This window comes from Pseudomonas sp. L-22-4S-12, assembly GCF_009799935.1.
In the GTDB taxonomy this organism is placed as follows: domain Bacteria; phylum Pseudomonadota; class Gammaproteobacteria; order Pseudomonadales; family Pseudomonadaceae; genus Aquipseudomonas.
The window spans coordinates 185514-211625 of record NZ_WELL01000001.1 but is presented as its reverse complement, the minus strand read 5'-3'; the positions used below and the strand labels follow the sequence as shown (position 1 = coordinate 211625).

Sequence of the window (26112 nt, the reverse complement as noted above, 5' to 3'; positions counted from 1 at the left end):
CGGAGGCCCCATGAAAAATACCCCTAACCTGATGCGCAGCGGCGCGCTCCTCTGCTCCCTGCTGCTGACCGGCAACGCCATGGCGGCGGTGACGCCGGAGGAAGCGGCGCAGCTGCACAGCCAGCTGACCCCCATCGGAGCAGAACGCGGCGCCAGCCCGGACGGGCGCATCCCCGCCTGGGATGGCAGCCTGGGCAAGGCGAACCTGCCGCTCACGGCCAACGGCACACCGGCCGACCCATACGCCGGCGAGAAGCCGCTGTTCCGCATCGATGCAAGCAACTACAGCCAGTACCAGGAGCACCTCAGTCCGGGGCAGATCGCCCTGCTCAAACGCTTCCCGGACAGCTTCCACCTGCCGGTGTATCCGACCCACCGCTCGGTGGCCGTGCCGGACAGCGTGCGCGATGCCGCCGCGCGCAACGCGAGCAGCGCCCGCCTGATCAATGATGGCAATGGCGTGGAAGGCTTCGCCGGCGTGATCGCCTTCCCCATCCCGAAGAGTGGCCTGGAAGTGCTGTGGAATCATCTGACGCGCAACCGTAACGGCAGCTTCAGCCTGATCTCCGACAGCGCGGCGCCGCAGAAGGACGGCAGCTACGCGATCATGACCACCCAGCAGTACTTCACCCGCCGCGACAGGGTGAACGGCCTGGCGCCGAACGAGGCGAACAACATCCTCTACTACTACAGCCACAAGCTCACTGCGCCTTCGCGCATGGTCGGCGAGGTGGTGCTGGTGCACGAGACCCTCGACCAGGTAGCCGAGCCGCGCCTGTCCTGGGTCTACAGTGCCGGCCAGCGCCGCGTGCGGCGCGCACCGAGCGTCGCCTACGACACCGCCGGCCCGACCACCGCCGGGCTGCGCACGGCCGACAGCCGGGACATGTTCAACGGCGCGCCGGATCGCTACGACTGGCAACTGGTGGGCAAGAAAACCCTCTACGTGCCCTACAACAGCTACAGGCTGGCCTCGCCCGATCAGCGCTACGACAAGCTGATCCTGCCCGGCCATGTCAATCCCGAGGCCACCCGCTACGAACTGCATCGGGTGTGGGAAGTGGTCGCCACCCTCAAGCCGGGCATGCGCCACATCTACAGCAAGCGCCACTACTTCATCGACGAGGACACCTGGGCCATCCTCGAAGCGGACCATTACGACAACCGCGGCGAACTGTGGCGGGTTGGTGAGGCGCACAGCTTCTATCACAGCGTCGGTCAGTCCGCCGTCAACGCGATGGAAATAACCTACGACCTCAACAACGGCCGCTATTTGGCCTCGGGGTTGACCAGCGAGCAGCGCCAGCCGTTCGACTTCAGCTACCAGGCCAGCGTCTCCGACTATTCGCCGGGCGCCTTGCGCAGCAAAGGCCTGCGCTAACCCTCGGCTTTTTCCGTCGTCGGGCTACCCGAGCCCGACGGCGGCTTTTTTGTTTCCGGATCACCATGCGCATACCCACGCCCCGCAAGCCATTGAGCCAGTCCCTGCTCGGTGGCGATGAGCCCGACCCGCGCTTTACCCTGGCCAACGAGCGCACCTTCCTCGCCTGGATCCGCACCGCCCTGGCCCTGCTCGGCGGCGGAATCGCCGTGGAAACCTTCGCCGGCCAGGCCTTCGAACCGCAGCTGCGGCTGAGCATCACCCTGAGCCTGCTGGCGCTGAGCCTGCTGATCAGTGTCGGTGCCGTCCTGCGCTGGTTTTCGGTCGAGCGCGCCCTGCGCCATCGTCGCGCCCTGCCGCTGCCGGGTTTAGTGCCGCTGCTGGCGCTTGGCTGCTGCGTGGCGGCGCTGATCCTGGCCAGCCTGTTCTGGCCGCGCTGACATGACTGACGCACCAACCGACCCCGGCCTGCAGGGCGAACGCACGGAGCTGGCCTGGCGCCGCACGCAGCTGTCGCTGCTGGTGATCGCCTGCCTGGCCCTGCGGGGTCAGGACAAGGCCGTGGCTCTGCTCGCCCTGAGCACGGCGGCAGTCCTGTGGCTCTATCAGGGGCGGCGCTATCGAGGCAGTTTGATGATGCTGCGCACGGAGTGCGGACAGCCCCGTCTGCGCGCGGTGATCGGCACCAGCCTGGCGCTGCTGGTGATCACGCTACTTGCCGCGCTCGACGCGCTGCGCCGGAGCTGAGCCGATGACAACCGGCAACTCCCATCCGGATACGCACCCGCATGCATGCGCACGGCGCAATGCAGGGCAATCCACGCTCGCCACCCTGGGCAACCCATAAGAAGGACCGTGCCATAAGAAACGCCCCGCACGACGGCTGTCGTGCGGGGCGTTCTTTCCAGCTGGACTCAGGGACTGACCAGGTTGAATTGCGGATTCGGTTCGTCCAGGCCACCGAGCAGCTTGAGCAACTTGAGCCGCCCACCGTCGATCTCGATACCGCCAATCATCGACTCCTTGAGGAAGCCGGTTTCCTTGAGCGCGATGCGGTCGAGCAAGGCCTTGCTCATGGTCACGCTGATAGTCGGCTCGGCGTGGCGGGCGCCGTTGCGGTGGGTCAGCACGCCGTTGCGCAGGGTCAGCGCGTAGTCCTCGCCCAGGTCGTCGAAACGCCAGTTGATCAACAGATCTTCGTCGGCGGCCTTCAGCGCATCGATGCGCACCGCCAGGTAGTCGAAGAACATGCTCGGCGTCAGCGCACGGATCATGTCCGGTGCATTGCTGCGTGCCTTGGCCTGGATCACGCCCTGGCGCAGCTCCTGGGCGCCGCTCAGATAGACGTTGCGCCAGGTGGCGTTCTCGCTCTGGTAGCCCAGCTGTTCCAGGGTGTCGGCCTGCAGTGCGCGCGCGGCCGCGTTGTCCGGCGCGGCGAAGACCAGGTGATTGAGCAGCTGCGCCGCCCAGCGGTAGTCCCCGGCGTCGAATGCCTTGCGCGCGCTGGCCAACACCGAGTCGGCCCCGCCCATGGCCTCGACATAGCGCTGCCCGGCCGCTTCCGGCGGCAGCGGGTCGAGGTTGGCCGGGTTGCCATCGTAGAAACCCATGTAGCGCTGATAGACGGCCCGCACGTTGTGGCTGAGCGAGCCGTAGTAGTCGCGGCTGTACCACTTGCTGGCCAGGCGCGGCGGCAGCCTGTCGAGCTTCTCGGCGATCTCGGTGGCGGTCAGCCCCTGGTTGATCAGGCGCAGCGTCTGGCTATCGAGGAAGGCGTACATGTCGCGCTGATCAGCCAGGTATTCGCGAATCCGTGCGCCACCCCAGGTCGGCCAATGGTGCTGGGCGAACACCACCTCGGCCTTGTCGCCATAGCGCACCAGCGCCTCGTCCAGATACTGTGCCCACACCTTGGCATCGCGCACCAGCGCGCCGCGCAGGGTCAGCACGTTGTGCTGGGTATGGGTGGCGTTCTCGGCCATGCACAGGGTCTTGAACTGCGGGAAATACATGTTCATCTCGGCCGGCGCCTCGGTGCCGGGGGTGAGCTGAAACTCGATCTCGACGCCGTCGATGCTGCGGCTCTCCAGCGGCTGCGCAATCATCTCGCTGGGAGCGATCAGCGTCACCGTCGCATTGGCCGGTGTGCCCTTGCCGAGGCCGGCGTCCACCTGGCCGCGTTCGCCCCGCGGCAACGACGAGCCGTACATGTACTGGGCGCGGCGCATCATTGCCGGGCCGGCCAGCACGTTCTCGCTGACGGCATGTTCGTAGAAGCCTTCCGGGGCTATTACTCGCACCTTGCCGGCCTTGACGTCGGCCTCGTCGATCACTCCACGCACGCCGCCGAAATGGTCGACGTGGGAGTGGCTGTAGATCACTGCAACTACCGGCTTGTGCGGACGATGCTTGTAGTACAGGTCGAGACCGGTTCGCGCGGTTTCCGTACTGATCAGCGGGTCGATGATGATCAGCCCGCTGTCGCCTTCAATGATGGTCATGTTGGACAGATCCAGCCCGCGGATCTGGTAGATGCGCTCGGTCACTTCAAACAGACCGGCAATGTTGTTCAACTGGCCCATGCGCCACAGGCTGGGATTGACGCTGGCCGAGGCCTCATTGCCATCGAGGAAGTTGTAGGCCATGCGGTTCCACACGGGCTTGCCGTCGGCGTTCTTGATCACGCCGGCAAAGGGCTCGATCAGCCCACGACGGGCATCCTCGAAGCTGGTCTTATCGGCGAAGGGCAGGCGCTGCAGCCAGGCCTCGTTACGCTCGCGGGTGATTTCGCTAGCGGGCTTGCCGGCGACAGGCTGCTCGGCCTGAACGCTGCTGGAAACGATGAGCGCCAGGGCAATGGCGCTAAGGCGAAAACTGGGCATGAAAAGGCTCGTTCTGGTCTTGTTGGAATGAGCGGACACGTGGGTCGCGACCCGACTGTAGGGGCCGCTCCGCGCTCTTACCAATACCAGAGACGCATGTGCGCTATAGCGTGTTGCAATAGCCGCAGTCACCAATCACATGCGCAACGACAGGACGAGAGAAAGGCTGGCTAGTTGGTCAACAACCAGCAGCGGCAATTTCTTTTTTGTGCCCCTGTTGACCGCGCTTAAGTGCTGCCAAGAGTCATCGGCTGCAGATAAGTGGGCCGCGCAGAAAAAAGCCGGGCACTTGGCCCGGCTTCGCTTCGCTGCCTGGCTTACGGCATGCCGGCCAGCGAGTTGATGGCCATCCACTGGTTGCTCAGCGAGCGCGCGTGGCGGTCCACGGTGGTCGGCGCGAAGGCGCGGCCGGAGGCGCTGGCCAGGGCGTTGCTCTGGCTGTTCATGTCGAGCAGGGCAGCGCGCAGGAAGTTCCAGCGGGTCTTCAGTTTGGCCACGGCCGGGTTGCTCTTGCCGTCCAGGACCTGCATCTCTTGGTCGATGTCCGGCACCAGCACGCGCTCGTCCTGGCCGACGTAGTTGTCCGGCTGTTCGCGGGCGATCTCGAAGGTGCCGATGTAGGAGCGGCTGAGGTATTGCACGGCGAGGTATTCGACCTTGGCCGGCAGTTCGCCTTCCGGGTCGGCGTCGGGTACGGCGCGGGCCACGGTGAGCAGGTCACGCAGGGACTGGGCCAGTTCTTCCGGGTAGCGCCATGGCACGTTGTCTTCTTTGGGGCCAAAGGAAACACCGAGGCGTAACTGGGTAACAAGTTTGGTGGTCAGGCCGGGGATTTCCGAGCTGGCGCTGATGGCGTTCTGTGCGGCGCCTTCCAGATCGGCAATATCCTTCTCCAGGCGGCTCAGATGGCCTTCCTGAAAACCCTCGCCGCGCAGCAGCAGCAGGCTGCCGGTGGCGCGGCTGGCAAACACCTGGACCTGCTCGGCAGCGGTCATCGGGGCGGCGAAGACTTCTGCCGAAAGCAGTGCCAGCAGCCCCATGCAAAGGGTAAATATTTTGTTGATCAAAGGGTTACGGTTCATACCGTGGGACTCCTTATTATTCTTGTGAGCCGCGGGAACGTAGGCAAAACAGCAGCTGTCGCGCAGTGGCAACAGCCTACTGTGCTTGTCATAGCAAAGGATGAGCCAAAAGAGTGATTTGCGTCGCAATTATGACGCCGCGGAGCCGTTGCGGCTCAGCCTGTGCTACCCGCCCCGGAGCCGGCGGGTAGCGCGAGGGCCAAGGCGACTCAGAGAGCCGCCTGCTGCTGCCAGACCTTGGGCCTGAAGTAGAGGGTTTCGCCGTGGATCAGCCCGTGCAGGCTGGCGTGATCCTTGACCACTTCGGCCTCGATCGGCTCGTCCTGGCCCTCGACCTTGAGGGTTACCCGGGTGATTGCGCCGAGCGGGCGGATATCGCGCACTTCGCCGCTCTGGTGCTCGGCCAGCGCCAGGCGCGACAGCGAGATCTCGTGCGGGCGGAACAGCAGGTGCTGGTCGTCGCCTAGGTGCAGGCGGTTGGAGTCGCCGAGGAAGTGGTAGACGAAGTCGCTGGCCGGCTGCTCGTAGACTTCGCCCGGCGTGCCGATCTGCTCTATCGAGCCCTTGTTCATCACCACGATGCGGTCGGCCACTTCCATGGCTTCTTCCTGGTCGTGGGTGACGAACACGCTGGTCAGGTGCACTTCCTCGTGCAGGCGCGCCAGCCAGCGGCGCAGCTCCTTGCGCACCTTGGCATCCAGCGCCCCGAAGGGTTCGTCGAGCAGCAGCACCTTGGGTTTGACCGCCAGGGCGCGGGCCAGGGCGATGCGCTGGCGCTGGCCGCCGGACAGTTGTTCCGGGTAGCGGTCGGCCAGCCAGTCGAGTTGCACCATGCCGAGCAGCTCGTGCACCCGCTCGGCGATCTCGGGTTCACTGGGTTTCTCACCCTTGGGCTTCATGCGCAGGCCGAAGGCGACGTTGTCGAACACGGTCATGTGGCGGAACAGCGCGTAGTGCTGGAACACGAAGCCGACATTGCGATCGCGCACATCGTGCTTCGACACGTCTTCGCCGTGGAACACGATATTGCCGGTGTCCGGGGTTTCCAGGCCGGCGATGATCCGCAGTAGGCTGGTCTTGCCGCAGCCGGACGGGCCGAGCAGGGCCACCAGCTCGCCGCTGTGGATATCCAGGTTGATGTCGTTGAGTGCGCGGAAGGCGCCGAAGTGCTTGCTGACGTTACGGATTTCGATACTCATGGTTTATTCCTCATCAGCAGACTTGAGACGGGACAGACGCGCTTCGCTCCACTGCTTGAGCAGCAGGATGATCAGGGCCAGGGCCAGCAGCAGGCTGGCCACGCTGAACGCGGCGACGTGGTTGTATTCGTTGTAGAGAATTTCGACATGCAGCGGCAGGGTGTTGGTGTAGCCACGGATATGCCCGGACACCACCGACACCGCGCCGAACTCGCCCATCGCCCGCGCGGCGCACAGCACCACGCCGTAGATCAGGCCCCATTTGATGTTGGGCAGGGTCACGTGCCAGAACATCTGCCAGCCGTTGGCACCGAGCAGGCGCGCCGCTTCTTCTTCCTGGGTGCCTTGTTCCTGCATCAGCGGGATCAGCTCGCGGGCGACGAAGGGTACGGTGACGAACACAGTCGCCAGGACGATGCCGGGCAGGGCGAAGATGATCTGGATATCGCGCTCCTGCAGCCATTCGCCGAAGAAGCCCTGGGCGCCGAACAGCAGCACGTAGATCAGACCGGCGATCACCGGCGACACCGAGAACGGCAGGTCGATCAGGGTCACCAGGATGCTCTTGCCGCGGAACTCGTACTTGCTCACGCACCAGGCGGCGGCCACGCCGAACACCAGGTTGAGCGGCACCGCGATGCCCACGGCGAGCAGGGTCAGCTTCAGCGCGGACAGCGCATCCGGTTCGATCAGCGCGCTGAAGAAGGTGCCCAGGCCGAGCTTGAGCGCCTCGCTCAACACCACCAGCAGCGGCAGCAGGAGGAACAGCGCGAAGGCCAGCCAGGCGCCGAGGATCAGGGCGATGCGCCCGGCGCGGCTGCCGCGGCGGGCAGCATTGGCACTGGCGGCGGCGCCGAGAGTAATAGATGTCATGGCGGCTCCTCAGGGCTTTTCGATGCGGCGCTGCAGCAGGTTGATCAGCAGCAGCAGGAGGAAGGAGACCACCAGCATCAGCACGCCGATGGCCGTGGCGCCGGTGTAGTCGTACTGGTCGAGCTTGACCATGATCAGCAGCGGCAGGATCTCGGTCTTCATCGGCATATTGCCGGCGATGAAGATCACCGAGCCGTACTCGCCGACGCCGCGGGCGAAGGCCAGGGCGAAGCCGGTCAGCCAGGCCGGCAGCAGCGCCGGCACGAGGATATGGCGGAACACCTGGAAGGGCTTGGCGCCCAGGCAGGCGGCGGCTTCCTCGACTTCACGGGGGATGTCGGCGAGTACCGGCTGCAGGGTGCGCACCACGAACGGCAGGGTCACGAAGGTCAACGCCAGGGTGATGCCCAGCGGCGTGTAGGCGATCTTGAAACCGAGCCAGGTGGCGATCTGCCCGACCGGGCCGGCCGGGGCATACAGCGCGGTGAGGGCGATGCCGGCGACAGCCGTGGGCAAGGCGAACGGCAGGTCGATCATCGCATCGATGATCTTGCGCCCGGGAAAGGTGTAGCGCACCAGGGCCCAGGCCAGCAGCGTGCCGATGATGCCGTTGATCACGGCGGCGGCGAAGGCGGTGGCGAAGCTCAGTTTGAGGGCGGCCAGCACCCGCGGTGCGCTGATGATGGCCCAGAATTCGCCCCAGCTGAGCTGGGCGGCGTGGACGAACATGGCACCCAGGGGAATCAGCACCAACAGGCTGAGGTACACCAGGGTGTAGCCCAGCGTCAGCCCGAAGCCGGGTATGACGGGGGAAATGCGGCGTGACATTGCGATGTCCCTTTTGCTCGAAGTGGGTAGGGCGGGTGCAACCCGCGCGAGGCCCGGTTGAGGCTTTCTGCGCGGGTTTCACCCGCCCTACGGGCTGCGGTTACTGCGCCTGGTAGATCTGGTCGAACACGCCGCCATCGTTGAAGAACTTCGGCTGTGCGGTTTTCCAGCCGTTGAAATCCTTGTCGATGGTCACCAGCTTCAGCTGCGGGAACTGCTGGGCGAACTCGGCGGCCACCGCTTCGTTACGCGGGCGGTAGAAGTTCTTCGCGGCGATGCGCTGGCCTTCCTCGCTGTACAGGTAGTTGAGGTAGGCGGTGGCCACTTCGCGGGTGCCTTTGCGCTCGACGTTCTTGTCGACCACGGCCACCGGCGGCTCGGCCAGGATGGACAACGAGGGCGCGACGATTTCGAACTGGTCGCCGCCCTGTTCCTTGAGGGCCAGGAAGGCTTCGTTTTCCCAGGCCAGCAGTACGTCGCCGATCTGGTTGTTGACGAAGGTGATGGTCGAGCCACGGGCGCCGGTGTCCAGCACCGGGACGTTCTGGTACAGCTTCTCGACGAACTCCTGGGCCTTGGCTTCGCTGCCGTACTTCTGCTGGGCGTAGGCCCAGGCGGCGAGGAAGTTCCAGCGTGCGCCGCCGGAGGTTTTCGGGTTGGGGGTGATCACTGCCACGCCCGGCTTGACCAGGTCGTCCCAGTCCTTGATGCCTTGCGGGTTGCCCTTGCGCACCAGGAACACGATGGTCGAGGTGTAGGGAGTGCTGGACTGCGGCAGGCGGCTCTGCCAGTCAGCCGGGATCAGCTTGCCGAGCTTGTGCAGCTCGTCGATATCGCCGGCCAGGGCCAGGGTCACCACGTCGGCACGCAGGCCGTCGATCACCGCGCGGGCCTGCTTGCCGGAACCGCCGTGGGATTGCTGCACGGTCAGCGCTTCCTTGCCCTGGGCGGTCCAGTGCTTGTTGAAGGCGGCGTTGAACTCCTGATACAGCTCACGGGTCGGGTCGTAGGACACGTTGAGGATTTCCGTGGCGGCTGCGGCCGGGCCGGCGATCAGGGCGGAGGCCAGAACGGCCAGGGCGAAACGGCGAATGGACATGGTGGTGCTCCTGAGAACTCTGCGGTGTTGGCGTTATGGGTTTCAGGTTCAGCACCCTCTGGTCGTCCAGTCGGGTTCTTGGGTGATCAGGCTTGTTTGCTGGCCGGGGCCTGCAGGCGGATTTTTTCCTTGCGCTCGATCTGCACGACCTGGGCGTTGTGCACGGTGATTTCTACCGAGCCAAAGCGCAGGCCCTGCAGGGCTGCCTGGATCTCGCGCAGGAGGCCGGCTTCGTCCTGGCCTTCGACGCTTCTGAGGGTTGCGCTCATGACTCTGCTCCTGGGGAAAGATGCCCGGCCGGGGATGGGCGCTGGGCGTGGAGCGGATGGTAGGGGCGAATCTAATATTCTTAAAAAGAATATTTAATGATTTATATATTCTTTTAATTTCTATGCGTGCGCGGCAGGCCCGTCACTCCGGCGAGTGTCCGGCAGGATCGCCGGGTGGCCACAAGTTCCCTGATCCTGACCGAATCGGCGGTTTCTCTGCCGCTGGTCACATCACTGCCGCCTGCCCATCGCCAGCCTCAGGTGTGCGGGATAGTCTTGTGAATTGGCAGTCAGGAGATGACCCATGGATGACAATGCGCGCGCGCCCAGTGAACTGGAAACCCTGACCCTCGCCCTGCTGCACAGCCGGGGTGAGGTCGAGCGCCTGCGCGAGCGCGAGTCGCTGGTCAGCAGCCTGCTGGGTAGCGTCAATGTGGTGCTGTGGGCCTTCGACTGGCAGCAGCAACGGGTGGTCTACGTCAGCCCGGCCTATGAAAGCGTGTTCGGTCGCTCGGCGGCCCTGCTCCTGAACGACTACGGCGAGTGGCTCAACAGCATCTACCCGGACGACATGGAGTTCGCCGCGCAGAGCCTGGCCGCGGTGCTCGAGGTCGGCGCGGTGGAGCAGCGCGAATACCGCATCATCCGCGGCGACGGGCAGATCCGCTGGCTCAGCGACAAGTGTTTCGTCAGCCCGCGCAACACGCCCGAGGGCCAGCCGTTGATCGTCGGCATCGCCGAGGACATCACCGAGAAGAAGCAGCTGCAGGGCGAACTGCATCGCCTGGCCACCACCGACGTGCTGACCGGCATCCACAACCGCCGTCACTTCTTCGACAGCGCCGCACTGGCCTTCGAGCAGGCCCGTGGCAACGCTCACCCGCTGGCCTTCCTGCTGTTCGATATCGACGACTTCAAGAAGATCAACGACAGCCACGGCCACCAGATCGGCGATCGGGTGCTGCAGCGCATCGCCCACTGCGGCGCCTACGTGTTGCGCCGCGACGACCTGTTCGGGCGCATTGGCGGTGAGGAGTTCGCCGCCATCTTCCCCGGCTGCACCATTGCGCAGGCGCTGCAGATAGCCGAGCGCCTGCAGCGCGAAGTGCAGCGCCTGACGTTCAGCGCCGACGGGCACACCTTCAGCGTGACCATCAGCCAGGGCCTCACCAGCCTGGCCCCTGACGACAGCCTGGAGACGCTCTACGTGCGTGCCGACGAGGCCATGTACCAGGCCAAGCACGGCGGCAAGAACTGCATCGTGCAGGTGTGATCGCCTCGCTGCTTATATATTTTTAAGCATAAACAAATAATTTCTTATTCCTTAAAATCTCTGTTTTGTCCTCCTAGACTGGCCTCCATTCACCGCTCAAGGAGGCCCGCGATGCGCAGCCAATCCATTCGCTACCTGATCCTGCCGGGCTGGCAGGGCTCGCCGGACAACCACTGGCAAAGCCACTGGCAACGCAGCCTGCCGAATGCCACGCGGGTCGAACAGGCCGACTGGGACCGGCCCGATCCGGCCAGCTGGGTGGCCGCCCTGGAGCGCGCCGTCGGTGCCGCCAACGGCCCGCTGATCCTCATCGCCCACAGCCTCGGCTGCATCACCGTGGCGCGCTGGGCGGCGCAGGCGCCGCTGGCGTCCTTGCGCCAGGTGCGCGGCGCCCTGCTGGTGGCCCCGGCCGATGTCGAGCGGCCCGGTTGCCCACCGGCGCTGCAAGGCTTCGCGCCCATTCCCCGCGAGCTGCTGCCGTTCCCCAGCCAGCTGGTCGGCTCCGACAACGACCCGGCCGCCAGCGCCGCCCGTGCCCTGCAACTGGCCCGCGACTGGGGCGCGCAGGCCGCGGTGCTGAGCGGCGCCGGGCATATCAACGTGAAGTCCGGCCACCAGCGCTGGGAGCAGGGATTCGCCTACCTGTACCGCCTGCAGGGCCAGATCGAACAGCAGACGCGGCGACGCGCGTGAGCCCGCGCCCCGCTAGATATGCGTCTGGTGGTCGCCACCCGTATCGATCCGGCCCAGGCGGTGGCCGTCGGCAAGTTCAGCGAGCGCTTCTACCTGTACCTCAACGACGGCGGCCTGGAGCTGCCGGCGCTGCGCAAGCGGCTGTGCAAGTTGCTGGCGCACTGACGGCCGTGGCGAGCCCGCCTGGCTTGCAGGCGCACGGTCTGCCGATCCTCAGCCCGCTTGCCGATCCAGTGCGCGTGCGATGTTTTCCCACTCGGGCTTGAGTCTGTGGCGCAGGTAGGCGATCCAGGCGCTGTCGCGCAGGCGGCGCAGCACCGAGGCTCGGCGTGCCCTATGGATGCCGTCGATGGTTTCGGCAAGCCAGATGCTGTCGAAGGCCGTCCAGATCGGTGGAATAGGGGCCTGCAGGTTCGAATAGCAGACGGGGGCCACGTCCTCGAAGAATGCAGTCTTCACCCTGTCCCGCGGGTAGGCCGCCAGTTGTCGGGCAATGGCGGTGTAGTCGACTGGGTTATCCACGAAGGCGTCCGATAGCGCCGACCACAGCCGGACGCGTTCAGCGCGTGTCAAAACACGTCCCACATGCAGAACTCCTCGGGTTCGTCATTCGCGGCGTCTGCCACCCTGCTCCCGCGCCAACCGCCAACCGCCGGCACGACTGCGATGGCGCAGACCGGCGCGCAAGCGCAGAGCCGATCTCTTGTTGTTTTCAAGGCGGCGGGAGCTTTATCGCTTCACCGAGTGCCTGGCAATAAAAGGGGGCAAACTTTGCGATGGTCGTTCACCCGCAGTGCCCCGGTGCCGGCTTTGATTGTCGCCGTTGTGTCGGCTTCGGAGCCGGGTGGCAATGGCTGTGCGGCCCTCTGGTCTGACCCTGCCCCCAAACCGTAGGTTGGGTTGAGGAGCAGCGCGACCAAGCCCAACGATCCGCCCTGTCAGTTGGGCTTCGCTGCGCTCAACGTCAACCTACCCATGCATGCGTGCCGCGCAATACAGGGCAACCATCGCTCAGCACATAAGAAGGGCAACACCCCGCCGGTGGTAGCGGCTGCAGCCACGAATGGCGGCGCCGGCGCGCATAAAAAAGCCCGCAGTTACGCGGGCAACAGGGTCACGCGGGGGCGCCGCCCCGGGGCGGCGTGCAGTCAGGCCTTGGCCTCGAACATCACGTACACCTTGCGGCAGGGTTCCAGCACTTCCCAGGTGCCGGAGAGGCCCGCCGGGATCACGAAGCGGTCGCCGGCGCGCACGGTCTTGGCATTGCCGGCGGCATCGCGGATCACCGAGACGCCCTGGAGGATCTCGCAGTACTCGTGCTCGGTGTAGTTGATCGTCCAGTGGCCGACGGCGCCTTCCCAGATGCCCGCATGGAACTGCCCGCACGGGCTGCCGTAATGGTTGCGTACGCTTTGCTCGGGGTCGCCCTTGAGGATTTTCTCGGGCGCCGGGCGGTAGTACTCGGGCGTGGTGCCGGCGGTGGCGAAGTCAACGATCTGCTCGATATGCATGGGCCTGTTCCAGGTCTGGGTGGGCAAAAACGTTCTGGAGTCTATGTTTGATAAAACGAACATTGCAAGGCGTTTGCTGGCCTTCTGTCAAAAATATTGAAAAGGTCACGGCCTCTGGTTTAGTGTTACGGGCACGATGGCCGGCAAGCGGCCTGGCAGAATAATTGACAGTGCGTGTTGTCGATTTGCGACACGCTTTCACCGAGGACTCCCGCATGACTACCCTGACCCGTGCCGACTGGGAACAGCGCGCCAAGAACCTGAAGATCGAGGGCCGCGCCCTGATCCACGGCGAACTCTGCGAAGCCGTTTCCGCCGCCACCTTCGAATGCGTGAGCCCGGTGGACGGTCGCCTGCTCGGCCTGGTGGCCAGCTGCGATGCGCCGGATGCCGAGCTGGCCGTGGCCGATGCCCGCGCCACCTTCGAGTCCGGAGTGTGGTCGCGGCTCAAGCCGGTCGAGCGCAAGAAGATCATGATCCGCTTCGCCGACCTGATGGATGCCCATGCCGAAGAGCTGGCCCTGCTGGAAACCCTCGACATGGGCAAGCCGATTGGCTTCTCCCTGAGCGTCGACGTGGCCGGCGCCTCGCGCGCCATCCGCTGGAGCGGCGAGGCGATCGACAAGATCTATGACGAAGTGGCCGCCACCCCGCACGACGAGCTGGGCCTGGTCACCCGCGAGCCGGTCGGCGTGGTCGCCGCCATCGTGCCGTGGAACTTCCCGATGATCATGACCGCCTGGAAGCTCGGCCCGGCCCTGGCCACCGGCAACTCGGTGATCGTCAAACCGTCGGAAAAATCGCCGCTGACCGCCATTCGCATGGCCCAGCTGGCGCTGGAGGCCGGTATCCCGGCCGGCGTGCTCAACGTCCTGCCGGGCTACGGCCACACCGTGGGCAAGGCCCTGGCCCTGCATATGGACGTCGACACCCTGGTGTTCACCGGTTCGACCAAGATCGCCAAGCAGCTGATGATCTACGCCGGCGAATCGAACATGAAGCGCGTCTGGCTGGAGGCGGGCGGCAAGAGCGCCAACATCGTCTTCGAGGACGCACCCTGCCTGAAGGACGCCGCCGAGGCCGCGGCCATGGCCATCTGCTTCAACCAGGGCGAGATGTGCACCGCCGGCTCGCGCTTGCTGGTGCAGCGCTCGATCAAGGACAAGTTCATTCCCATGGTGGTCGAAGCCATGCAGGCCTGGAAGGTCGGTCACTCGCTGGACCCGGAGACCCAGGTCGGCGCGCTGGTCGACCAGGGCCACCTGAACAGCGTGCTGTCGTACATCGAGGCCGGCCATGCCGACCAGGCCAAGCTGCTCTGTGGCGGCCAGCAGACCCTGGCCGAGACCGGCGGGGTGTACGTTCAGCCGACCCTCTTCGACGACGCCCATAACGACATGCGCATCGCCAAGGAAGAGATCTTTGGCCCGGTGCTGACGGTGATCCCGTTCGATACCACCGAGGAAGCCATCGCCATCGCCAACGACAGCATCTACGGCCTGGCTGCGGCCATCTGGACCAGCAACCTGTCCAAGGCGCATCTGGCCGCCAAGGCGCTGCGCGTCGGCAGCATGTGGGTCAACCAGTACGACGGCGGCGACATGACCGCGCCGTTCGGTGGCTACAAGCAGTCCGGCAACGGTCGCGACAAGTCGCTGCATGCCTTCGACAAGTACACCGAACTGAAAGCCACCTGGATCAAGCTGTAATCCTTCTGGGCGACCTCCGGGCCGTCGGCCATGCTGCGTTGCGTCCTCGCTTTAATGCTCACGTACTGCAGTACGCTGCGCTTAAAGCTGCGGGGCGCCTTGCCTGGCCTTAGTCCCGAAGCTCTGGATGGGTGGTGGACCCGGTCGAGGTAAGGCTGGGTAGCGTTGCATGAAGGTTCGCTCTTCATGAGAGGAGCCGGCTCTGGCGAGCCACACCTGCGGCCGGGTTTCCTAGGGAGCCCGGCCGTTTTGCATTTCGGCACGGCCAGCGAAAGGGAAGGAATTGGCTATGCGTTGGGGTACCTATTTCGCCGTCTGCTCGGCGGTGATCATCGTCGGCCTGGCCCTGGGCGTGACCCTGCCGCTGGTTTCGCTGCGCCTGGAAAGCTGGGGCTACGGGCCGTTCGCCATCGGCGTGATGGCGGGCATGCCGGCCATCGGCGTGCTGCTCGGCGCGCGTCTGACCGGGCGCCTGGCCGGCTGGCTGGGCACGCCGCGCACCCTGCGCCTGTGCCTGCTGGCCAGCGCCGTGTCGGTCGGCCTGCTGGCGCTGCTGCCCAGCTATCCGCTGTGGCTGCTGCTGCGCCTGCTGATCGGTGTTTCCCTGACCGTGGTCTTCGTCCTCGGCGAGAGCTGGATCAACCAGCTGGTCGAGGAGCGCCTGCGCGGGCGCCTGGTGGCCCTGTATGGCACCGGCTTCGCCCTCAGCCAGCTGTGCGGGCCGCTGCTGCTGACCCTGATCGGCAGCGACGGGGATCTGGGTTTCTGGCTGTCCGCCGGGCTGCTGGTGGCCGGTTGCAGCGTGCTGTTCGGCCACGGCGGCGCGCCCCGGGTGGACGCCCACAGCGCCGCCGGGCGCGGCTTGCTGAGGTTCTGCCGGCAGCTGCCGGCGATTGCCTGGGCGGTGGTGCTGTTCGCCGCCTTCGAGGCCATGGTGCTGACCCTGTTGCCGGTGTACCTGCTGCGCGAAGGCTTCGCCCAGGACAGCGCCCTGCTGATGGCCAGCGTGGTGGTGGTCGGCGATGCCCTGCTGCAGCTGCCCATCGGCCTGCTCGCCGACCGGGTGCCGCGCGGCCTGCTGTTCCGCATCTGCGGGGTGGTACTGCTGCTGTCCAGCCTGGCGATTCCGCCACTGCTGCACACGCCGCTGATCTGGCCGCTGCTGGTGCTGTTCGGTGCCTCGGCCGGCGGCCTGTACACCCTGTCGCTGATCCTGGTCGGGCAGTTCTACCGGGATGACGCGCTGGTCCGCGCCAATGCCCACATCGCCCTGCTCTGGGGCGTCGGCTGCCTGCTCGGGCCGCTGTCCACCGGCGCCGCCAGCCAGTGGTTGAGCGGTCATGCGCTGCCGCTGCTGATGGCCGCCGGTGCCGCGCTGTTCGTCTGGCTGGCCTGGCGCCGCGCGGCCTTCCTCGCCCCGCAGGCGCTGGCCGGCGACTAGCGTGCTGCGCCGGTCCTGGCGCACTCGACGCGAATCGCCAACCGGCTCTCAGAGCAGGCCGACCGCTTCCTTCAGCCGGTGCCAGGCCATGCCCAGTGCCAGCAGTGGCGAGCGCAGGTGCTTGCCGCCGGGGAAGGTCATGTGCGGCACCTGGTCGAACAGCGCGAAGCCGCCGCCCTGCTGGCCGCCGATGGCTTCGGCCAGCAGCTGGCCGGCCAGGTGGGTGGCGTTCACGCCGTGGCCGGCATAGGCCTGGGCATAGAACACGTTGGGCTGGTCCTTGAGCCGGCCGATCTGCGGCAGGCGGTTGGCGCCGATGCCGATCATGCCGCCCCACTGGTAGTCGATCTTCACGTCTTTCAGGTGCGGGAACACCTGCAGCATCTTCGGCCGCATATAGGCGGCGATATCCGCCGGGTCGCGGCCCGAGTAGTGGCAGGCGCCGCCGAACAGCAGGCGGTGGTCGGCGGACAGGCGGAAGTAATCCACCGTCACCCGCTGGTCGCACAGCGCCATGTTCTGCGGGATCAGGTTGCGCGCCTGGGCCGGCGACAGCGGTTCGGTGGCGATCACGTAGCTGCCGGCCGGCAGCACCTTGCCGCCGAGCTTGCTGTTGAGGCCGCCCAGGTAGGCGTTGCAGGCCAGCACCAGGGTCTTGGCGCGCACCTTGCCGCCGGCGGTGTGTACCGTCACCTGCGGGCCATAGTCGATGCGGGTGACCGCCGAGTGCTCGAACAGCCTGACGCCGAGCGAGGCGGCCGCAGCGGCCTCGCCCAGGGCCAGGTTGAGCGGGTGCAGGTGGCCGGAGCCCATGTCGATCATGCCGCCGGCGTAGCGCTCGGAGCCGACCACCTGGTGCATCTGCTCGGGTTGCAGCAGGCGCAGCTCGTGGCGGTAGCCGAGGCTTTCCAGCTCGGCCTTGTCCTCGGCGAAGCCGTCCAGGTGCGCCGGCTTGTTGGCCAGGTCGCAGTAGCCCCAGGTCAGGTCGCAGTCGATATGGAACTGCTCGACCCGGCGGCGGACGATTTCCACCGCCTCCAGGCCCATCAGCTTGAGCGCCCGCACGCCGTCCTGGCCGATCACCGGGGCGAACTGCTCGACGCCGTGGCCGACGCCGCGAATCAGCTGGCCGCCGTTGCGCCCGCTGGCGCCCCAGCCGATCAGGTGGGCTTCCAGCAGAACCACCGAGAAGCCCTTCTGGGCCAGCTCGATGGCGGTGTTCAGCCCGGAGAAACCGCCACCGACAATGCACACATCGACCAGCTCCTCACCCGCCAGCGTCGGGTAGGCCAGCTGCTGGTTGGCAGTGGCGGCGTAGTAGGAGGCGGCGTGCTGGTCATCGTGCACGGGGTGTTGCAGCGGCTGGCGAACGCGGGCGTTCATGTATGAAATCCTGAGTGTGGCGTTGTTAAAATTTTACGCAGGATAAGCGCGGGCTTTGCCCATCGCCAAGGGCGCGGCGGGAAAAACAGTTTTTCCCCGTGGGCGTTCGTCGCCGGGCGGACTCCGAGTGCGCTGCGCGGGTAAGATGGGTGGCTACTTTGCCGAGCGCCGTCCATGAGTTGCATCAACCGCAAGATCGATCACCTGCGTCGGCAGATCCCGGCTTTCGCCTGCGTGCCCGGCTGCCACGACTGCTGCGGCCCGGTCACCGCCTCGTCCGAGGAGCTGGCGCGCCTGCCGGTCAGAAGCGAGGCCGAACACGATGCGGCGCTGGCCGAGTTCAACTGTGTGCACCTCGGCCCGCAAGGCTGCACGGTGTACGACCAGCGCCCGCTGATCTGCCGCCTGTTCGGCACCACGCCGAACCTGCCGTGCCCGCGTGGCCAGGGCCCGGAAACGCCGATCGAACCGGCCGTCGAGCGGCAGATCCATCAGCTGATCGCCAGCACCCGCCAGCGCCTGGTGTAGGTTGGGTTGAGGAGCAACGCGACGAAGCCCAGCGGCGGACGGGCGGGCCACGCCGCTGCCTGAGCCATCGCTCGTTGGGCTTCAGCGCTACGCGGCTCAACCCAACCTACGTCCCCGTCGGCCTCACTCCGGCACCGGAAGGGTCAGGCTCTCCTTCACCTCTTCCATGACGATGTAGGACTTCGACTCGCGCACATGCGGCAGCTTGAGCAGGATGTCGCCGAGCAGCTTGCGGTAGCTGGCCATCTCGTTGATCCGCGCCTTCACCAGGTAGTCGAAGTCGCCGCTGACCAGGTGGCACTCCAGCACGTGCGGCAGCTTGAGCACGGCGCGGCGGAATTCCTCGAAGGTGTCGCCGGACTTGTAGTCCAGGCTGATCTCGACGAACACCAGCAGGCTGGCCTTGAGCTGCTGCGGGTTGAGCCGCGCATGGTAGCCCATGATGATCCCCTCGCGCTCCAGGCGGCGCACGCGCTCGGTGCAGGGGGTGGTCGACAGGCCGACCCGCTCGCCCAGTTCGGTGAAGCTGATGCGCCCGTCCTCCTGCAGGATGCGCAGGATATTGCGGTCGATCTTGTCCAGCTCGCGCCGGCTCTGGTGTTGGGTTCTCATGGGGGATATCTCTGTGAAAGCCGCAAAGGTTCCAGTATTCGTCGGTCAATATAGCGACGAACCCAGCGGAAAACACTGGTCTGGCGAAACGCCTTGATCTTGCCGGGGGTGGCCGCCACCCTGAGTGGCAATGGATTCCGTCGAGGTTTTGCACCATGCCGTCGCGCCACAAGGGACGTCGCCTGCTGGGCAAACTGCTGCTGGCACTGCTGTTGCTGGCGGCGTTGCTGTGGCTGGCCTGGCGCTGGCTGTTGGCGGCGCAGGGCATCAGCCAGCTGGACTGGCAGGGCCTGCAGCTGTCGGGCTCCGGGCTGCAGGTCGACAGCCTGCTGCTGGTGCGTGACGGCGCCGATGGTAGCCGCCTGCAAGTGAGCGCCAGCGCCCTGCAACTGGCCTGGCCGCAAAGGCTGCAGCAGCGTCTGTATCTGCCCGAACTGCGCAGCCAGGCGTTGCAGCTGAGCTGGCAGGCTGGGCAGGGCGAGAGTGCGGCAGCCAGCAATCCGCAGGCGTCGCTCGACAACCTGGCCTGGCTGCCACGGCAGCTGGCAGTCGACCAGCTGAGCCTGGAATTGCCCTGTGCCACTGGCCGCTGCGCACTGCTTGGCAGCCTGCAACTGCAGCATGGTGGCGCCCTGCAACAGCCGGCCGAGTTGCGCCTGCAGCTGCAGACCGGCGCGCGTAGCCTGGAAGTGCAGGCGCATCTGGAGCAGCGCGAGGGCCAGTGGCAGTTGCGCGCAGATGCCCAGCTCGACCGCCAACCGCTGCTCACGTTGCGTAGCGAGTTGCGCGAGGAAGCCGCCGTCAGCCACTGGCAAGGCGAGCTGGAGCTGGAGCTGGCCGATAGCCGCGGCCTGTTCGTCTGGTTGCAGCAATGGCAGACCACCGACCAGCGCCTGCTCGATACCCAGGCGTCCCTGCGTTTGCAGGCCAGCTGGCAGCTGGCGCTGGCGCCCGGCGCGAGCCTGCTGGATAGGCAGCGCCTGCGCGGCGGTAGCGGCACCTTCAGCGCCGCGCTGCAGCTGCACAGCCCGCTGCTGCAGTACCAGAACCTGCGCGCCGAAGGCCTGGCGCTGGCGCTCAAGCTGGACGCAAAACTCGCCGGGCAGCAGTTGCAGATCAGCCTGCTGCCTTCCTCCAGCCTGCAGGCCAAGCGCATGCAGCTCGCCGAGGGGCTGCGCGTGCAGCAGTTGCAGGCCAAGCTGGCCGGGTTGTCCCTGCAACTGGGGGCCAGCCCGAGCCTGAGCGGCCCGTTGCAGTTGAGCGTGAGCAAGTTGGAACAGGCCGAGCTGTTGCCGCAGGCCTGGCAGTTCGACGGCCAGCTGCAGGCCAGTGCCCAGCAGATGCGCCTGCAAGGCGCCTTGAGCAATGCCGCGGGGCTCAACCTGAGCGTCGACGGCGAACGCGACGCCCAAGGCGCGCTCAAGCTGTCCGCCACCCTGGCCGAGCTGTTCTTCCGCGCCGGCAATCCACTGAGCCAGACCTTTCGCGCCTGGCCGGCGCTGCTGCAGATCGGCAACGGGCGTTTGCTCGGCCAGGCCAGCCTGCAGTTGCCGCTCGGCGCGCCGCTGCTGCTGGACCTGACTCTGCAGTTTCAGGGCCTCGCCGGGATCTATGACCGCAGCGAGCTGACTGGTCTGGATGGTGAGCTGAAGGGGCAATTGCGCGGCGACCAGCTGAGCCTGGAGCTGCCGCAGCTGAACCTGCAGCAGCTCAATCCCGGCCTGTCGATCGGCCCGTTGCAGTTGCAGGGGCGCTACGTCGCTGGTCTCGGCCAGCCGTTGCAGGGCCAGTTGTCCTGGCAGACGGCGCAGGCCGCGCTGCTCCAGGGCCAGGCCTGGTTGCCCGCTGGGCAACTGGATCTGGGGCAGCCCAGCCAGCGTCTGCACCTGCAGTTCGAGGACGTGCAACTGGAGGAAATTTTCCGGGTCTACCCTGCAGAGGGTCTGGCCGGGCGCGGCAGTTTGCGTGGCGAGTTGCCGCTGCTGCTGGATGCCGCCGGCCTGCGCATCGAACAGGGCCGGATGGCCGCCCAGGCGCCCGGTTACCTGCAGTTCCGCTCGGAGAAGATCCGTGCCCTGGGCCGCAGCAACCCCGGCATGCAGCTGGTGGTGGAGGCTCTCGACGACTTCCACTTTGACCTGCTCGACAGTGCGGTCAGCTATGCTGCCGACGGCAAGTTGCAACTGGCTCTGCGCCTGCAAGGGCGCAACCCGGCAGTGGAGCAGGGCCGGCCGATCAACCTCAACGTCAATCTTGAAGAGGACATCCCGGCCTTGCTGACCAGCCTGCAGCTCACCGATCGGGTGAGCGAAACCATCCGCCAGCGTGTGCAGCAACGCCTGCGGCAACGCAATGATCCGCAGAAGGAGAACTGACCATGCGCCTGCGCGCCCTGCTGGTCGTCCCGCTGCTCGCCGGCCTGAGCGCCGCCTGCACCCCCACGGTGCAGCTGGCGATGCCCGACGAGCCGATCAACATCAACCTCAACGTGAAGATCGAGCACGAGATCTACATCAAGGTCGACAAGGCCCTGGACTCCATCATCAACGAAGACAGCGGCCTGTTCTGAGCCCATGCAAGGAGCCCTTCATGAAACTGCAACGCACCCTGGCCTGCGGCCTGCTGGCCCTGAGCCTCAGCCTGCCGGCCCTGGCCATGAACCTCAACGAGGCGATGAGTGCCCTGGGCGCGGCCAAGAGCAGCGGCCAGTTGGGCGAGCAGCCCAACGGCTACCTCGGCGTGGTCAGCCCCGGCGGTTCGGCCGAGGAGATCGCTAAGCTGATCAATCAGGCGCGCCAGGCCGAATACCAGCGCCTGGCCAAGGAAAACGGTCTGCAGCTCGGCGATGTGGAGGCCCTGGCCGGGCAGAAGGCACTGGAGAAGACCCCGTCCGGGCAGTACATCCAGCTCAATGGCAAGTGGCTGCGCAAGTAGCCGGGAACGGGCGCCCGCCGGCGCCTGTCAATTATTCCGCTGCGAGAGTTTTACCTGCTGTTTTATCGCCAGGCCCCATTAGACAGTTGCATGGCCCTCCGTAAAAGGCTTATTTGCCGGAAATTATCGCCAAATAAGCCCTTCTAAACAGTGAATAACACTGCTGCTGTCTTCCTATACTGCGCTCAATCGTGCTCAGTAAAACAAACGCCAGCGAAAGCTCGCGACGAGGGAGACAATCATGCGTGTTCTGGTTCTTGGCAGTGGTGTGATCGGTACCGCCAGCGCCTACTACCTGGCCCGTGCCGGCTTCGAGGTGGTGGTGATCGACCGCCAGAACGGCCCGGCCCTGGAAACCAGTTTCGCCAACGCCGGGCAGGTCTCCCCCGGTTACGCCTCGCCCTGGGCCGCTCCGGGCGTGCCGCTGAAAGCCATCAAGTGGCTGCTGCAGAAGCACGCGCCGCTGGCGATCAAGGCCACCGCCGACATCGACCAGTACCTGTGGATGGCGCAGATGCTGCGCAACTGCACCGCGGCGCGCTACGCGGTGAACAAGGAGCGCATGGTGCGCCTGTCCGAGTACAGCCGCGACTGCCTCGACGAGCTGCGTGCCGAAACCGGCATCGCCTACGAAGGCCGCCAGCTGGGCACCACCCAGCTGTTCCGCACCCAGGCCCAGGTCGACAGCGCGGCCAAGGACATCGCCGTGCTGGAAGCCTCCGGCGTGCCCTACGAGCTGCTCGACCGCGACGCCATCGCCCGTGTCGAACCGGCCCTGGCCGGGGTCAAGCACAAGCTGGCCGGCGCCCTGCGCCTGCCCAACGACCAGACCGGCGACTGCCAGATGTTCACCAGCAAGCTGGCCGAGATGGCCAAGGCGCTGGGCGTGCAGTTCCGCTTCGGCTGCAATATCGAGCGCCTGGATCATGCCGGCGACCGCATCAACGGCGTGTGGGTCGACGGCAAGCTGGAAACCGCCGACCGCTACGTGCTGGCGCTGGGCAGCTACAGCCCGCAGCTGCTCAAGCCGCTGGGCATCCGGGCGCCGGTCTACCCGCTCAAGGGCTACTCGCTGACTGTGCCGATCACCAATGCGGCGATGGCGCCGACCTCGACCATCCTCGACGAGACCTACAAGGTCGCCATCACCCGTTTCGACAACCGCATCCGCGTCGGCGGCATGGCCGAGATCGCCGGTTTCGACCTGTCCCTCAACCCGGCCCGACGCGCCACCCTGGAGATGATCACCAACGATCTCTACCCCGAGGGCGGCGACGTGGCCCGGGCGGAGTTCTGGACCGGCCTGCGCCCGGCGACTCCGGACGGCACCCCGATCGTCGGCGCCACCGCCTACCGCAACCTGTTTCTCAACACCGGACACGGTACCCTTGGCTGGACCATGGCCTGCGGCTCCGGCCGCTACCTCGCCGACCTGATGGCGCAGAAGCGCCCGCAGATCAGCAGCGAAGGCCTGGATATTTCCCGCTACGGCAAGACCAAGGAGAGCACCAAGCATGTCCATCCAGCGCCTGCACACTGAAAAACGCTACAGCGAAATCGTCATCCACAACGGCACCGTCTACCTGGCGGGCCAGCTGGCTGACGACTACGCCGGCGACATCCGCGAGCAGACCCGTCAGACCCTGGCCAATATCGACCGCCTGCTGGCCGAAGCCGGCAGCGACAAGGCGAAGATCCTCGCGGTGACCATCTACCTCAAGGACATGGCCGACTATGCCGGCATGAACCTGGAGTGGGACGCCTGGGTCGCCGCAGGCGCCGCCCCCGGCCGTGCCTGCGTCGAGGCCAAGCTGTACGACCCGCGCGTGCTGGTCGAGATGATGGTGATCGCCGCCCAAGCCTGAACATCCCGTTCGCCCGGCGTCCCCCCGCCGGGCTTTTTTTACCCTGAAGAAGCTCGAACCATGCGTCCCGCCCGTGCCCTGATCGATCTGCAGGCCTTGCGCCACAACTACCAACTGGCCCGCGAAGTCAGCGGCGCGAAAGCCCTGGCGGTGGTCAAGGCCGATGCCTACGGGCATGGCGCCGTGCCCTGCGCCCAGGCCCTGGCGAGCGAAGTCGACGGCTTCGCCGTGGCCTGCATCGAGGAGGCGCTGGAGCTGCGCGAAGCGGGCATTACCCAGCCGATCCTGCTGCTGGAAGGCTTCTTCGAGGCCGCCGAGCTGGCGCTGATCGAACAGCATGAGCTGTGGTGTGTGGTGCATTCGGGCTGGCAGCTCGAAGCCATCGAGCGCACGCCGCTGCAGCGCCCGCTGACTGTCTGGCTGAAGCTGGACTCGGGCATGCACCGGGTCGGCCTGCACCCGGCCGAGTACCGCGACGCCCACCAGCGCCTGCTGGCCAGCGGCAAGGTGAAGAAGGTCGTGCTGATGAGCCACTTCGCCCGCGCCGACGAGCTGGACAGCCCGCGCAGCGCTGAGCAGCTGGCACAGTTCGAGCTGGCTCGCGCCGGTCTGCCGGCCGAAGTCAGCCTGCGCAACTCACCGGCCATCCTCGGCTGGCCCAGTATTCCGAGTGACTGGGTGCGCCCCGGCATCATGCTGTATGGCGCCACCCCGTTCGAGCAGCCGCAGGAACTGGCCGCGCGTCTGCAGCCGGTGATGACCCTGGAGTCCAAAATTATCAGCGTGCGCGAGCTGCCGGCCGGCGAGCCGGTGGGCTATGGCGCGCGCTTCGTCAGCGAGCGCCCGACCCGCGTCGGCGTGGTCGCCATGGGCTATGCCGACGGCTACCCGCGGCATGCGCCGACCGGCACGCCGGTGCTGGTCGACGGCCAGCTGACCCGCCTGATCGGCCGGGTGTCGATGGACATGCTCACCGTCGACCTCACCGATCTGCCGCAGGCCGGGCTCGGCAGCCGGGTCGAACTGTGGGGGCGCAACGTGCTGGCCAGCGACGTGGCCCAGGCCGCGGGCAGCATTCCCTACCAGCTGTTCTGCAACCTGAAGCGGGTGCCACGGCTCTATTCCGGGGGCTAGTGATCGCCGCGCAAAGGATTTGCAAACACCCTGTTGTAAATACTGAACACTGTTGCCATGATACGGCCAACTTTCCGTATCTGCTCCTCAAGGAGGACTCCAGCATTGGACGTCGGTGTTCGACTGCAATCCATTCGCAAACTCAAAGGCCTTTCCCAGCGTGAACTCGCCAAGCGGGCGGGGGTCACCAACAGCACCATCTCGATGATCGAGAAAAACAGCGTGAGCCCCTCGATCAGCTCGCTGAAAAAGGTGCTTGGCGGCATTCCCATGTCGCTGGTGGAATTCTTCTCCCTCGACATGGAGCAGGACAACCAGACGCAGGTGGTGTACCGGGCCGACGAACTCACCGACCTTTCCAGCGGCGCCGTGACCATGAAGCTGATCGGCAAGGCGCATCCCAGCCGGGCCATCACCTTCCTCGACGAAACCTATCCGCCAGCGGCCGATACCGGCGACGAGATGCTCACCCATGATGGCGAAGAGGCCGGCATGTTGGTGGAGGGGCGGCTGGAGCTGACCGTGGGCGCCGACGTGTTCGTTCTCGAACCGGGCGACAGCTACTACTTCGACAGCACCAAGCCGCACCGCTTCCGCAATCCCTATGACCGCCCTGCGCGGTTGATCAGCGCCACCACGCCGGCCAACTTCTGAGTCGACCAGGACTTTCGGCCCGGGCCGAAAGTCCAATATCCCTGCGACAACTTGGGTTGTTCCGGCCGGCAGGCCTAACCGTTATACTGCGCCCGCTCGCGAAACCGTGGCCGCGAGCGTGACTAGCCACAATGAGGGTGTACCGTGAACCTGATCAAGAAGATGCTGGTGGCACAAGCTGCCGTATTGGCCCTGTGGGCTGTGAGCGCTCAGGCTGCGACCAACGACGAGATCGCCGAGCGCATCAAGCCGGTGGGTGAAGTCTGCGTGCAAGGCCAAGAGTGCAAAGGCGTAGGCGCTGTTGCAGCGGCTACCGGTGGCGGCGCCAAGTCCGCCGACGACGTGATCGCTGCCCATTGCGGCGCCTGCCACAACGCCGGCGTGCTGGGTGCGCCGAAAGTTGGCGACGGCGCCGCGTGGAAGACCCGTGCCGACGCCAAGGGCGGTGTCGACGGCCTGCTGAAGTCGGCCATCGCCGGCATCAACGCCATGCCGCCGAAAGGCACCTGCGCCACCTGCTCGGATGACGAGCTGAAGAGCGCCATCCAGAAGATGTCCGGCCTGTAATAACAGCCCCGACATCGCCGAAAAAACCGCCCTCCGGGCGGTTTTTTTATGGCTATGTCCCAATAGTGTGTTGCACAGGCCATCGAGCTTTAGTGGGAGCGGATTTATCCGCGATAAACAGGCAGCTCGGCGTAGGCCCTGATCGCGAATGAATTCGCTCCCACGAACAGCCAGAGCCGCCGCCGCGAGCGCTTG

At 65.9% G+C, this 26112-nt stretch carries 28 protein-coding genes; 17 read left to right on the top strand and 11 right to left on the bottom strand.

From position 1 onward, the window contains the following. Positions 1-10: 10 nt before the first annotated feature. The 3 genes from F3I16_RS00990 to F3I16_RS00980 all read left to right on the top strand — a co-directional run bounded on the left by F3I16_RS00990 (position 11) and on the right by F3I16_RS00980 (position 2128). Entirely contained in the window at positions 11-1381 is a 1371-nt protein-coding gene (locus F3I16_RS00990) for a DUF1329 domain-containing protein (RefSeq protein ID WP_160491928.1), read from the top strand. A gap of 65 nt (positions 1382-1446) precedes the next feature. Beyond that, positions 1447-1821 carry a YidH family protein gene (locus F3I16_RS00985; RefSeq protein WP_160491927.1) on the top strand — a complete coding sequence of 125 codons (375 nt, stop codon included), beginning with the start codon at positions 1447-1449 and terminating at the stop codon, positions 1819-1821. Between the two features lies 1 nt (position 1822). Further along, entirely contained in the window at positions 1823-2128 is a 306-nt protein-coding gene (locus tag F3I16_RS00980) for a DUF202 domain-containing protein (RefSeq protein WP_160491926.1), read from the top strand. Positions 2129-2295: 167 nt separating this feature from the next. On the opposite strand, the gene F3I16_RS00975 is transcribed toward F3I16_RS00980, so the two are convergent. From F3I16_RS00975 to oscA, 7 genes are all read right to left on the bottom strand, one after another. Beyond that, positions 2296-4263 carry an alkyl/aryl-sulfatase gene (locus tag F3I16_RS00975; RefSeq protein WP_160491925.1) on the bottom strand — a complete coding sequence of 656 codons (1968 nt, stop codon included), beginning with the start codon at positions 4261-4263 and terminating at the stop codon, positions 2296-2298. A gap of 317 nt (positions 4264-4580) precedes the next feature. Next, positions 4581-5345 (bottom strand): hypothetical protein, encoded by a 765-nt coding sequence (locus tag F3I16_RS00970; protein WP_160491924.1) that lies wholly within the window; start codon positions 5343-5345, stop codon positions 4581-4583. 209 nt (positions 5346-5554) lie between these two features. Then, positions 5555-6544 carry a sulfate/molybdate ABC transporter ATP-binding protein gene (locus F3I16_RS00965; RefSeq protein ID WP_160491923.1) on the bottom strand — a complete coding sequence of 330 codons (990 nt, stop codon included), beginning with the start codon at positions 6542-6544 and terminating at the stop codon, positions 5555-5557. 3 nt (positions 6545-6547) lie between these two features. Next, the gene (cysW, locus tag F3I16_RS00960) at positions 6548-7417 is read right to left on the bottom strand and encodes a sulfate ABC transporter permease subunit CysW (protein WP_160491922.1); all 870 of its coding nucleotides are present in this window, start codon (positions 7415-7417) and stop codon (positions 6548-6550) included. 9 nt (positions 7418-7426) lie between these two features. Next, positions 7427-8245: a sulfate ABC transporter permease subunit CysT gene (cysT, locus tag F3I16_RS00955; protein ID WP_160491921.1), complete on the bottom strand. Its 819-nt coding sequence runs from the start codon at positions 8243-8245 to the stop codon at positions 7427-7429. Between the two features lie 100 nt (positions 8246-8345). Beyond that, complete coding sequence (locus tag F3I16_RS00950) at positions 8346-9344, bottom strand: sulfate ABC transporter substrate-binding protein (protein ID WP_160491920.1); 999 nt, start codon at positions 9342-9344, stop codon at positions 8346-8348. An 86-nt stretch (positions 9345-9430) separates the two neighbouring features. After that, positions 9431-9613 (bottom strand): sulfur starvation response protein OscA, encoded by a 183-nt coding sequence (gene oscA / locus F3I16_RS00945; RefSeq protein ID WP_160491919.1) that lies wholly within the window; start codon positions 9611-9613, stop codon positions 9431-9433. Positions 9614-9917: 304 nt separating this feature from the next. Between oscA and F3I16_RS00940 the strand changes: the two genes are divergently transcribed. The 3 genes from F3I16_RS00940 (at position 9918) to F3I16_RS00930 (ending at position 11744) form a co-directional block, all read left to right on the top strand. Next, positions 9918-10886, top strand: coding sequence for a sensor domain-containing diguanylate cyclase (locus tag F3I16_RS00940; RefSeq protein WP_160491918.1), 969 nt, complete (start codon positions 9918-9920; stop codon positions 10884-10886). A 111-nt stretch (positions 10887-10997) separates the two neighbouring features. Beyond that, positions 10998-11579, top strand: coding sequence for an alpha/beta hydrolase (locus F3I16_RS00935; protein ID WP_160491917.1), 582 nt, complete (start codon positions 10998-11000; stop codon positions 11577-11579). Positions 11580-11606: 27 nt separating this feature from the next. Beyond that, positions 11607-11744: a hypothetical protein gene (locus F3I16_RS00930; protein WP_160491916.1), complete on the top strand. Its 138-nt coding sequence runs from the start codon at positions 11607-11609 to the stop codon at positions 11742-11744. A 48-nt stretch (positions 11745-11792) separates the two neighbouring features. On the opposite strand, the gene F3I16_RS00925 is transcribed toward F3I16_RS00930, so the two are convergent. Then, positions 11793-12164, bottom strand: coding sequence for a hypothetical protein (locus tag F3I16_RS00925; RefSeq protein WP_372239589.1), 372 nt, complete (start codon positions 12162-12164; stop codon positions 11793-11795). A 563-nt stretch (positions 12165-12727) separates the two neighbouring features. Next, complete coding sequence (locus tag F3I16_RS00920) at positions 12728-13090, bottom strand: cupin domain-containing protein (protein WP_160491915.1); 363 nt, start codon at positions 13088-13090, stop codon at positions 12728-12730. Positions 13091-13305: 215 nt separating this feature from the next. Here F3I16_RS00920 and F3I16_RS00915 point away from each other — a divergent pair, with 215 nt between their 5' ends. Then, positions 13306-14799 carry an aldehyde dehydrogenase gene (locus F3I16_RS00915; protein WP_160491914.1) on the top strand — a complete coding sequence of 498 codons (1494 nt, stop codon included), beginning with the start codon at positions 13306-13308 and terminating at the stop codon, positions 14797-14799. Positions 14800-15088: 289 nt separating this feature from the next. Then, the gene (locus F3I16_RS00910) at positions 15089-16240 is read left to right on the top strand and encodes an MFS transporter (protein ID WP_160491913.1); all 1152 of its coding nucleotides are present in this window, start codon (positions 15089-15091) and stop codon (positions 16238-16240) included. Positions 16241-16288: 48 nt separating this feature from the next. On the opposite strand, the gene F3I16_RS00905 is transcribed toward F3I16_RS00910, so the two are convergent. Continuing rightward, positions 16289-17623, bottom strand: coding sequence for an FAD-binding oxidoreductase (locus F3I16_RS00905; protein ID WP_160491912.1), 1335 nt, complete (start codon positions 17621-17623; stop codon positions 16289-16291). Between the two features lie 174 nt (positions 17624-17797). Here F3I16_RS00905 and F3I16_RS00900 point away from each other — a divergent pair, with 174 nt between their 5' ends. Continuing rightward, a complete protein-coding gene (locus F3I16_RS00900) occupies positions 17798-18151 on the top strand; it encodes a YkgJ family cysteine cluster protein (RefSeq protein ID WP_160491911.1) in 354 nt (117 codons plus the stop codon). A 123-nt stretch (positions 18152-18274) separates the two neighbouring features. Here the strand turns inward: F3I16_RS00900 and dadR are convergent, their stop codons facing one another. Then, positions 18275-18763: a transcriptional regulator DadR gene (dadR, locus tag F3I16_RS00895; RefSeq protein ID WP_160077865.1), complete on the bottom strand. Its 489-nt coding sequence runs from the start codon at positions 18761-18763 to the stop codon at positions 18275-18277. A 155-nt stretch (positions 18764-18918) separates the two neighbouring features. Between dadR and F3I16_RS00890 the strand changes: the two genes are divergently transcribed. The 8 genes from F3I16_RS00890 (at position 18919) to F3I16_RS00855 (ending at position 25917) form a co-directional block, all read left to right on the top strand. Beyond that, positions 18919-21138: a YdbH domain-containing protein gene (locus F3I16_RS00890; protein WP_160491910.1), complete on the top strand. Its 2220-nt coding sequence runs from the start codon at positions 18919-18921 to the stop codon at positions 21136-21138. A gap of 2 nt (positions 21139-21140) precedes the next feature. Next, a complete protein-coding gene (locus F3I16_RS00885) occupies positions 21141-21332 on the top strand; it encodes a YnbE family lipoprotein (RefSeq protein ID WP_160491909.1) in 192 nt (63 codons plus the stop codon). 20 nt (positions 21333-21352) lie between these two features. Next, the gene (locus F3I16_RS00880; protein ID WP_160491908.1) at positions 21353-21697 is read left to right on the top strand and encodes a YdbL family protein; all 345 of its coding nucleotides are present in this window, start codon (positions 21353-21355) and stop codon (positions 21695-21697) included. Positions 21698-21938: 241 nt separating this feature from the next. After that, positions 21939-23237, top strand: a complete 1299-nt coding sequence (gene dadA, locus F3I16_RS00875) for a D-amino acid dehydrogenase (protein ID WP_160491907.1) — start codon at positions 21939-21941, stop codon at positions 23235-23237. Next, the gene (locus F3I16_RS00870) at positions 23212-23562 is read left to right on the top strand and encodes a RidA family protein (protein ID WP_160491906.1); all 351 of its coding nucleotides are present in this window, start codon (positions 23212-23214) and stop codon (positions 23560-23562) included. The genes dadA and F3I16_RS00870 overlap by 26 nt, the downstream gene beginning before the upstream one ends. A 60-nt stretch (positions 23563-23622) precedes the next feature. Next, positions 23623-24696 (top strand): alanine racemase, encoded by a 1074-nt coding sequence (gene alr / locus F3I16_RS00865; RefSeq protein ID WP_160491905.1) that lies wholly within the window; start codon positions 23623-23625, stop codon positions 24694-24696. Between the two features lie 105 nt (positions 24697-24801). Further along, positions 24802-25350, top strand: coding sequence for a cupin domain-containing protein (locus F3I16_RS00860; protein ID WP_160491904.1), 549 nt, complete (start codon positions 24802-24804; stop codon positions 25348-25350). Between the two features lie 144 nt (positions 25351-25494). Then, positions 25495-25917, top strand: coding sequence for a cytochrome c5 family protein (locus F3I16_RS00855; RefSeq protein ID WP_160077875.1), 423 nt, complete (start codon positions 25495-25497; stop codon positions 25915-25917). Positions 25918-26112 lie beyond the last annotated feature (195 nt).